This window comes from Rhizobacter sp. P3_B12 (genome assembly GCF_056402895.1).
Genome location: NZ_JBFUGN010000163.1, coordinates 1 through 9,100, shown reverse-complemented (window position 1 = coordinate 9,100; position 9,100 = coordinate 1). Strand labels below are relative to the sequence as shown.

General features: G+C 69.6%; 9 protein-coding genes and 1 pseudogene. 2 read left to right on the top strand and 8 right to left on the bottom strand.

Annotated elements, in window-relative coordinates; all coding sequences use genetic code 11:
* From AC1D01_RS11595 to AC1D01_RS11565, 7 genes and pseudogenes are all read right to left on the bottom strand, one after another.
* Positions 1-126: pseudogene (locus AC1D01_RS11595) on the bottom strand (23S rRNA (pseudouridine(1915)-N(3))-methyltransferase RlmH); the annotation flags it as partial.
* On the bottom strand, positions 123-932 hold the full coding sequence (gene rsfS, locus AC1D01_RS11590; RefSeq protein ID WP_477866264.1) for a ribosome silencing factor: 810 nt from the start codon (positions 930-932) through the stop codon (positions 123-125). The gene rsfS and the pseudogene AC1D01_RS11595, both read right to left, overlap by 4 nt.
* Positions 933-1,526 (bottom strand): nicotinate-nucleotide adenylyltransferase, encoded by a 594-nt coding sequence (nadD, locus tag AC1D01_RS11585; RefSeq protein WP_477866262.1) that lies wholly within the window; start codon positions 1,524-1,526, stop codon positions 933-935. It abuts the gene before it with no gap.
* Complete coding sequence (gene hemF, locus AC1D01_RS11580) at positions 1,523-2,458, bottom strand: oxygen-dependent coproporphyrinogen oxidase (RefSeq protein ID WP_477866260.1); 936 nt, start codon at positions 2,456-2,458, stop codon at positions 1,523-1,525. The genes nadD and hemF overlap by 4 nt, the downstream gene beginning before the upstream one ends.
* Complete coding sequence (locus AC1D01_RS11575) at positions 2,455-2,997, bottom strand: hypothetical protein (protein ID WP_477866258.1); 543 nt, start codon at positions 2,995-2,997, stop codon at positions 2,455-2,457. The genes hemF and AC1D01_RS11575 overlap by 4 nt, the downstream gene beginning before the upstream one ends.
* 38 nt (positions 2,998-3,035) lie before the next feature.
* The gene (purD, locus tag AC1D01_RS11570; protein ID WP_477866256.1) at positions 3,036-4,337 is read right to left on the bottom strand and encodes a phosphoribosylamine--glycine ligase; all 1,302 of its coding nucleotides are present in this window, start codon (positions 4,335-4,337) and stop codon (positions 3,036-3,038) included.
* A gap of 10 nt (positions 4,338-4,347) precedes the next feature.
* A complete protein-coding gene (locus tag AC1D01_RS11565; RefSeq protein WP_477866254.1) occupies positions 4,348-5,073 on the bottom strand; it encodes a YebC/PmpR family DNA-binding transcriptional regulator in 726 nt (241 codons plus the stop codon).
* A gap of 91 nt (positions 5,074-5,164) precedes the next feature.
* Here AC1D01_RS11565 and AC1D01_RS11560 point away from each other — a divergent pair, with 91 nt between their 5' ends.
* Entirely contained in the window at positions 5,165-6,727 is a 1,563-nt protein-coding gene (locus tag AC1D01_RS11560; RefSeq protein ID WP_477866252.1) for a helicase HerA-like domain-containing protein, read from the top strand.
* Between the two features lie 61 nt (positions 6,728-6,788).
* Here the strand turns inward: AC1D01_RS11560 and AC1D01_RS11555 are convergent, their stop codons facing one another.
* The gene (locus AC1D01_RS11555) at positions 6,789-8,510 is read right to left on the bottom strand and encodes a M14 family metallopeptidase (RefSeq protein ID WP_477866250.1); all 1,722 of its coding nucleotides are present in this window, start codon (positions 8,508-8,510) and stop codon (positions 6,789-6,791) included.
* A gap of 196 nt (positions 8,511-8,706) precedes the next feature.
* Between AC1D01_RS11555 and AC1D01_RS11550 the strand changes: the two genes are divergently transcribed.
* On the top strand, positions 8,707-9,100 hold a 394-nt coding region (locus AC1D01_RS11550), incomplete at its 3' end, for a DUF6622 family protein (protein ID WP_477866248.1).

Sequence of the window (9,100 nt, the reverse complement as noted above, 5' to 3'; positions counted from 1 at the left end):
GGTCTCGGCCTTGACGGCCTTCAACTCGAGGCGCATCTCCGGCGGAAAGCGCTTCGCGAAGTCGTCATAGGCCGTCTCGGCCCAGGCCGGCTGGCGCTGGCCGACGGCGACCAGCAACAGCTTCACGCGCGCGAGGCGGTCTTCTTCGCCGGGGCCTTCTTGGCCGGAGCCTTCTTCGCCGGGGCCGCTTTCGCCGGAGCCGTTCTTGCCGGGGCCTTCCGGGCCGCGACCGGCTTGGCGGCCACCTTCTTCGCCGGCACCTTGGCCGGTGCCGCCTTGGCCGCTGCCTTCTTCGCCGGCGCAGCACTCTTCACGCCGACCGTGCGGGTCACGCTGCCGGACTTGGCTGGTGCCGCCTTGCGGGCCGGGGCCTTCTTCGCCGCGGCCGGCCGGGCCGCAACGGGCTTCGCCGCGACCTTCCTGGCCGGTGCCTTGGCGGGAGCCTTGGCCGGCGCCGTCCTGGCGGATGTCGTCCTGGCCGGCGCCTTGCCCGAAGCCGCCTTCTTCGCCGGCGCCTTCTTCGCGGGTTCCTTCTTCGCGGGTTCCTTCTTCGCCGGCTCCTCGGCCTTCACGAGCCGGACCGGCGCCGTGTCCACCTTGAGCTTGACGGGCTTGTCGCCCCAGATCTCCTCGAGGTGGTAGTACTCGCGGATCGACGGTTGCATCACGTGGACGACGGCGGCACCGCAGTCGACGATGATCCATTCGCCGTTGTCCTCGCCCTCGGTGCGCAACACCGGGAAGCCGCCCGATTTCACCGCATCACGCACGCTGGCTGCGAGGGCCTTGGTCTGGCGGTTCGAGGTGCCCGAAGCGATGATCACGCGCTCGAAGAGCGGCGAGAGATGCTCGGTGTTGAAGACCAGGATGTTCTGTGCCTTCACGTCTTCCAGACCATCGACGATGGCGCGCTGCAGTTTTCGGATGTCCATTCAACTCCTGAGATCGCCTCTGTATAGGGCGTATTGGGCAATATAGCGCGCCACGGGGGCGGGCACCAGATCGTCGACCGCAAGTCCCCGGGCCACGCGGGCACGGATGTCGGTCGACGACACGTCCATCATCGGCAGCGACACCGCCCGGTGCGGCTGCGCCTGCACCTCGCGGCTCGCCGCCATCGTCACGCCGGGCCGGTTCGCGACCGCCAGCGTGACGCGTTGCAGCAGGTCCTGCCAGCGCAGCCAGCTGTGCAGCCCGGCGTACTGGTCCTGGCCGATCACCAGGAACCACTCGACGCCCGGCTCGGCGGCCTGCAGTTCGCGCACGGTGTCGAAGGTGTAGCTCGCGCCGCTGCGGCGCAGCTCGCAACCCTCGAGCGAGAAGCGCGGCTCGCCGGCGATCGCCAGCCGCACCATCGCCTCGCGGTGCACGGCGGGCGTCAGGTCGCGGTGTTTCTGCCACTGGCGGCCGGCCGGAACCCAGCGCAATTCGTCGAGTTCGAGTTGCGACAACGCCACACGCGCCAGCGCCACATGCGCCGCGTGCACCGGATCGAAGCTGCCGCCGAACAGCGCAATGCGTTTCAAGCGGGGTTCTCTTCGGTCCACGCGCGCGGGCGCAGGAAGTCGCTGTACAGCCGCGCCTCGGGCGTGCCGGCCGCGGGCGACCAGTTGTAGCGCCAYTTCACCAGCGGCGGCATCGACATCAGGATCGACTCGGTGCGCCCGCCCGACTGCAGCCCGAACAGCGTGCCGCGGTCGAACACCAGGTTGAACTCGACATAGCGGCCGCGCCGGTAGGCCTGGAAATCGCGCTCACGCTCGCCCCAGGCCTCGGCCTTGCGGCGCTGCACGATCGGCAGGTAGGCCGGGATGAACGCATCGCCGACCGCGCGCAGCATCTCGAAGCTGCGCTCGAAGCCGAGCTCGGAGAAATCGTCGAAGAACACGCCGCCGATGCCGCGCGGCTCGTTGCGGTGCTTCAGGAAGAAATACTCGTCGCACCACTGCTTGAAGCGCGGGTACTTGTCGTCGCCGAAGGGCGCGAGCGCATCGCGGTTGGTGCGGTGGAAATGCTGCGCATCGGCTTCGAAGCCGTAGTACGGCGTCAGGTCCATGCCGCCGCCGAACCAGGTGACCGGCGCGCCGCCGGCGGGCAGCGCGGCCAGCATCCGCACATTCATGTGCACGGTCGGCACGAACGGGTTGCGCGGGTGGAAGACCAGCGAGACGCCCATCGCCTCGAACGGCGCCCCGGCCAGCTCGGGCCGGTGCTGCGTCGCCGACGGCGGCAGCACCTTGCCCTTCACGTGCGAGAAGCTGCAGCCGCCGCGTTCGAGCAGCGCCCCCTCTTCCACCAGGCGCGAGAGACCCTCGCCCTCGAGCTTGCCACCGGGTTCGCGCACCCAGTGGTCGGTGATGAAGGCATCGCCGCCTTCGGCCTCCATCGCGCCGATGATGCGCGACTGCAGGCCCAGCAGATACTCGCGGACTGCGCCGGTCTCGACAGGTGAATTCATGATTGCTTGTCCTCGCCGGGCTCGATCACCGTTCCCACACGTTCTCCGCCGTCGTCCTCGAGCCAGACCTCCTGGCGAGCGGCGCTCAACTCGCCCTTGACGAGGTAGGAACGACCCGCTTCGGGCGTGAATGCCATCCGGCGAGACGCCTTGTACATGGTCGACGAATTGAGCATCGCCTCGATCGGGGCACCATAGGCCACCCGTCCCACCAGCGACACGATCATGCGACCGGGCGGCACTTCCCTCGAGAATGCCACCATACCGAGCTGGAGCCCTCGTCCCGCATTGCCGTCCCGGCTGGCCTTGAACGCATTCGGCACCTCGGCAGTGCCGACCGCTTCGACGTAGAAGAACTGCACCCTGCTGCTGCTCTCGCGCAGCATCGTGTCTTGCAACGAAGCCACGGCCGCACCGAAACCCGGCGCACTCAACCCGGAGCCTTCGGCACGAACGGCCGCCGGACCCTTGAGGCGCAGACCCTCCCCTTCTGCCTGGGCCGAGGCCACCGCTCCCGATCCCGCGAGCGACATCACCATCAGCGCCCGCGTGGCGCGCAACCACACACCCGGCCGACTCATCGCTTGATGGCTCTGTGACCGATGTCGCGCCGGAACTGCATGCCGTCGAAGTGGATGCCCTGCAGCGCTTCATAGGCACGCTGTTGCGCCATCTTGGCCGAATCGCCGAGCGCGGTGACGCACAGCACGCGCCCGCCCGAGGTCACGACGCCGCCCTGCGCCGGCGCGGTGCCGGCATGGAACACCATCGCATCCGGCTGCTCGGCCGGCAGCCCGGTGATGGCGTCGCCCTTGCGCGGGTCCAGCGGGTAGCCGCCGGCCGCCATCACGACGCCGAGTGCCACGCGCCGGTCCCATTGCAGCTCGACCTGGTCGAGCGTGCCGTCGGTCGCGGCCATCATCACGTCGAACAGGTCGCTCTTGAGCCGCATCATGATCGGCTGCGTCTCCGGGTCGCCCAGCCGGGTGTTGAACTCGATCGTCTTCGGCGCGCCTTCGTCGTCGATCATCAGTCCGGCGTACAGGAAGCCGGTGAACGGCACGCCGTCGCGCGCCATGCCGGCGATGGTCGGCAGGATGATCTCGTGCATCACCGTGGCATGCACGTTCGGCGTGACGACCGGTGCCGGCGAGTACGCGCCCATGCCGCCGGTGTTCGGGCCGACGTCGGCGTCCTGCAGCCGCTTGTGGTCCTGGCTGGTGGCGAGCGGCAGCACGTTCTTGCCGTCGCACATCACGATGAAGCTGGCTTCCTCGCCCTGCAGGAACTCCTCGATCACGACGCGCGCGACGCCGGCGTTGTGCTGCACGCCGAGGCGGTTGTTCTTGCCATCACCGGCAACGGCGCCGAGGATCCAGTCGATCGCCTCGTGCGCCTCGGCCGCCGTCATCGCGACCACCACGCCCTTGCCGGCCGCCAGGCCATCGGCCTTGATCACGATCGGCGCGCCGTGCTTGTCGACGTGCGCATGCGCCGCCTTCGGGTCGTCGAAGGTGGCGTACAGCGCGGTCGGGATGCCGTGGCGCTGCATGAAATCCTTCGCGAACGCCTTCGAGCTCTCGAGCTGCGCGGCCGCCTGCGTCGGGCCGAACACGCGCAGGCCGCGCGCACGGAATTCGTCGACCACGCCGGCCGCCAGCGGCCCCTCGGGGCCGACCACCGTCAGCGCGATCTTCTCGGCCACCGCGAAGTCGGCCAGCGCCTTCACGTCGGTGATCGCGACATTCTTCAGCCGCGCGTCGAGCGCGGTCCCCCCGTTGCCCGGCGCGACGTAAACCACCTGCACCTTCGACGATTGCGCGAGCTTCCAGGCCATCGCGTGCTCGCGTCCGCCGGAACCGATCACCAGAACTTTCATGCGTTCACTCTCATTCGCCCAGAACGGCGTTGTGGAAGACATCCTGCGTGTCGTCCAGGTCTTCGATCACGTCGAGCAGCTTCTGCATGCGCTGCGCATCCTCGCCGCTCAACTCGATGGTGTTCTCGGCGCGCATCGTGACCTCGGCCACGTCGGGCTTCAGGCCCGCGCCCTCGAGCGCCGCCTTGACTGCCTCGAAATCGGCCGGCGCGCACAGCACCTCGATCGCGCCGTCGTCGTCGGTCACCACGTCCTCGGCGCCGGCCTCGAGGGCGACTTCCATCACCTTGTCCTCGCTGGTGCCGGGGGCGAACACGAACTGGCCGCAGTGCTTGAACTGGAAGGCCACCGAGCCCTCGGTGCCGAGGTTGCCGCCGTACTTGCTGAAGGCATGGCGGATCTCGGCGACGGTGCGCACCCGGTTGTCGGTCATGCAGTCGACGATCACCGCGGCACCGCCGATGCCGTAGCCCTCGTAGCGGATTTCCTCGTAGCTGACGCCTTCGAGGTTGCCGGTGGCCTTGTCGATGTTCTTCTTGACGGTGTCGGCCGGCATGTTGGCGGCCTTGGCCTTCTCGACCGCCAGCCGCAGGCGCGGATTTTCCTTGACATCGCCGCCGCCCTGGCGTGCGGCGACCATGATCTCGCGGATCACGCGCGTCCAGATCTTGCCGCGCTTTTCATCCTGACGCCCCTTGCGGTGCTGGATGTTGGCCCATTTCGAATGTCCGGCCATGAAGGCTCCTCTGAGGGCCCACGCCGGCAGCCGGGTGGGCAATGTTCTTGGATAGACTGCAATTTTACTTGTCCGCCCACCGGAGACCTCCATGGCCGAGCCGATCCTGATCGCCAAGCACGACAAGGCCGAGTGTTTCCTGCTGCCGGCACTGGCCAACCGCCATGGCCTGATCACCGGCGCCACGGGCACCGGCAAGACGATCACGCTGCAGACGCTGGCCGAGAATTTCAGCAAACTGGGCGTTCCGGTGTTCATGGCCGACGTCAAGGGCGACCTGACCGGCATCACGCAGGCCGGCAAGGTCAGCGACAAGCTGGCCGCCCTCCTGAAGGAGCGTGGCCTGGACGCGCCGGCGTCGGCCGCCTGCCCCGCGACGCTGTGGGACGTGTTCGGCGAGCAGGGCCACCCGGTGCGCGCCACCGTCAGCGACATGGGCCCGCTGCTGCTGGCGCGCATGCTGGCGCTGAATGAAACGCAGGCCGGCGTGCTGAACCTGGTGTTCAAGATCGCCGACGACAACGGGCTGCTGCTGCTCGACCTGAAAGACCTGCGCGCGATGCTGCAGCACGTCGGCGAGAACGCGAGCCAGTTCACCACCGAATATGGCAACGTCAGCGCCGCCAGCGTCGGCGCGATCCAGCGCGGGCTGCTGCAGATCGACGAGCAGGGGGGCGACAGCTTCTTCGGCGAGCCGATGCTGAACATCGCCGATTTCATGCAGACCGTCGAAGGCCGGGGCATCGTCAACGTGCTGAGCGCCGACAAGCTGATGAACGCGCCGCGCCTGTACGCGACCTTCCTGCTGTGGATGCTGTCCGAGCTGTTCGAGCAACTGCCCGAAGTGGGCGACCTGGAGCAGCCGAAGCTGGTGTTCTTCTTCGACGAGGCGCACCTGCTGTTCAAGGATGCGCCGGCGGCTCTGGTCGAGCGCATCGAGCTCGTCGTGCGGCTGGTGCGCAGCAAGGGCGTGGGCGTGTACTTCGTGACGCAGAACCCGCTCGACATCCCCGACACCGTGCTGGCCCAGCTCGGCAACCGGGTGCAGCATGCCCTGCGCGCCTTCACGCCGCGCGACCAGAAGGCCGTCAAGTCGGCCGCGAGCACGATGCGCGCGAACCCCGGGCTCGACATCGAGACGGCGATCACCGAGCTCGCGGTCGGCGAGGCGCTGGTCAGCCTGCTCGACGAAAAGGGCCGGCCGAGCGTCACGCAGCGCGTGTTCGTGCTGCCGCCGGGCAGCCAGATCGGGCCGATCACGCCGGAGCAGCGCAAGGCGCTGGTGGCGAGTTCGCTGGTGGCGGGCGTCTACGAGAAGGCGATCGACCGGGAATCGGCGTACGAGAAGCTGAAGGGGCGCGGCGTGGCGAGCGCCGATGCGGGGCGCCCTGCCCCGTCGTCGGCACCGTCATCCACTTCCTCCACCCCGATGCCCACACCGACCGGCGGCCAGCAGCCGGCCGAAGCCGGGCCCGGCTGGGGTGGCATGCTCAACGACGTGCTGTTCGGCACCACCGRCCCGCGCGGCGGCAAGCACGACGGACTGGCGCAGACGATGGCGAAGTCGGCGGTGCGCACCATCGGCACCAGCGTCGGCCGCGAACTGATCCGCGGCGTACTCGGCAGCCTGCTCGGTGGCGGCAAGCGACGCTGAGCCGTAGCCCGGATGCCAATCCGGGATTCCCACGGTCACGATCCCCGGATTGGCATCCGGGCTACGGGAGAACGTTCAGCTTCACGCCCGGCACGGCGGTCACCCGCGCCTCGCTCGCCACGTTGCCGATGATCCCGTTCGCGAAGAAGCTGTTCTGCGTGTCCGGCTCCAGCGCCGCGATCACCAGGTTGGCGAGCGGCTGGCTCAGCGGCACGTAGTAGCTGCCGATCGGCACGTCCATCAGCGACGGCCTCAGTTGCACCTGCACGTGCACCACCGCGCCGCCGTCGGCGATGGTGCCGCGCACGTCCTGGCGCGCACCGCTCTCGCGGCTGGTCTCGGCATAGGTTTCACCCTGCATCACGCCCATCGCGGCCACCTGCTCGACCCGCACACCCAACGTGCGCAGCCGCATCACCGCATCGCCCTGGTCGGCGGCCAGCCAGTAGCCGCAGGCGCGCGGGCGGGTCTTCAGCGGCTGCAGCTCGAGCGCCGAATCCCAGTTCACCACCAGCGCCTTGTCGGCACCGGTCGCCGGGTCGAGCATCTGCAGCGTGTACTCGCTGGGGGTCGGGCCGGCCTCGACCAGCGCCTCGCCCTGGCAGGCCTTCGAGGCCACGTCGGCATCCACGTACTGGCGCAGCTTCACCAGGTCGGCCGAGCGGTCGGCCGCGCTGCGCAGGAAGCTGCCGACCGCGACCACGTGCGTCTGCACGCGCCGCTTCAGGTGCAGCCGGCCGATGCCGACGCCGCGCGTCTCGATCAGGATGCTGACGGCGTTCTTCAGCCCGTTGACGTTGCGGCCGGTGTCCGGCTGGGTGCCGCCCATCGAGATCTTCTTGTCGTTCACGTCGACCGAGGTCGTGTAGTACCACTCGGAACTGAGCCCCTGCTGCTTCAGGCTCGCGAGCATCGGCTGGCGGAACCATTCCTCCGAGGCCTTCGTGATGAACTCCGGCAGGTTCGCGGTGGTCGCGTACTGCACCAGCGCATCGAAGCGCTGCACCGCGCCGAACTTCTCGAGGAAGCGGCCGACCACCGTGTACTCGTGCGAATCGACCACCAGCACCGGCTGGAAATCACGCACCAGCCGGGCCTGGGCCTGCGCCTCGGGCGTRCGCAGCAGCAGGTGGTCGCGGTTGGCGTCGATGCCGCTCGCAGTGACGCGCCGCTGCGCCTGCGCGCCGTCCGGGTTGGCGCGCGGCAGGATCACGACGTTGATGCGCTCCAGCAGGTCCTGCAGGCTGCCGCCGGCCAGCTCGCGCGCGAGCACGATCAGCGCCTCGCTGCCGGCCGGCTCGTCGCCATGCTGCTGGCCGACCAGCAGCACCGTCGGCCGGCCGCTCTTCAGCACGGCGGCGGGCGACATGTCGGGGTTGCGGGTGAAGAGGATCGCCTCGAGCGGCACGCCCGACTGCGAACTGCCCAGCGGCAGCAGCGTCGCGTTGCCGCCGCCGTGCACGATCTCGCGCAGCACCGCCTGCAGCTCGGCATTGGTCGTGAAGCCGGGGTGGCCGGGCTGGAACGCCGGCGTGCGGAACTCGACCGCCGGCTCGGGGAAGCGCGCCGCCACCGCGTCGTTGTAGGGCGCGGGCTGCGGCGCCTCGGCCACCGGCGCGGGTGTCGGTGCCGGCACGGCCGGGGTCGGCCGCCTGGCCGGCGGCATCGGCGGCCCGCCAGCGGGCGTCCACACGGGCATCGGCGAACTGCAGCCGAGCAACGCCGTCACGGCCAGCAGCGACAGGCCGGCGGCGGCGCGCGACAGCGGGGTGGAAGAGGACATGCGGGTCTCCGTTGGACGCTTGGGCGGCGCTGACTATACCGGCGGCCGCGGCCGCCCCCCTTCTCTCCGTCGCCCCTTCACGCCGCGCGGCCTGTCGTTCGCGCCGGCAGGCGCCGCTTCGTCGCAATGCGCTGGGCCGCGCCGCACCGCGCCGGCACAGTGCGGCCATCGACCCACCCCGCCACGGAGACACCCCATGTTCCTCGCCATCGTCCAACACGCCCCGCTGTGGGCCTGGGCCCTGCTCGCCGGCCTGGTCGCGCTTGGCCTGTGGCAGACGCTGCCGCGCCAGATGACGCTGCAGCGCGCCACGCTGCTGCCATCGGCGATGGCGATCCTCTCGCTGGCCAGCCTCGCCGCGAGCTTCGGCTGGACCGCCGGCGTGATCCTCGCGTGGGCCGCCGGAGCGGCGAAATCGCTGCTGACGATGCGCGCCGCCGGCGGCTGGCGCGGCATCGCGTGGTCGGCCTCGGCGCAGCGCCTGCTGGTGCCGGGCAGCTGGCTGCCGCTCGCGCTGCTGGTGGGCCTGTTCGCCGCGAAGTTCGCCGTCGGCACGATGCTCGCGATGCACCTGCCGCTCAGCACGCAGC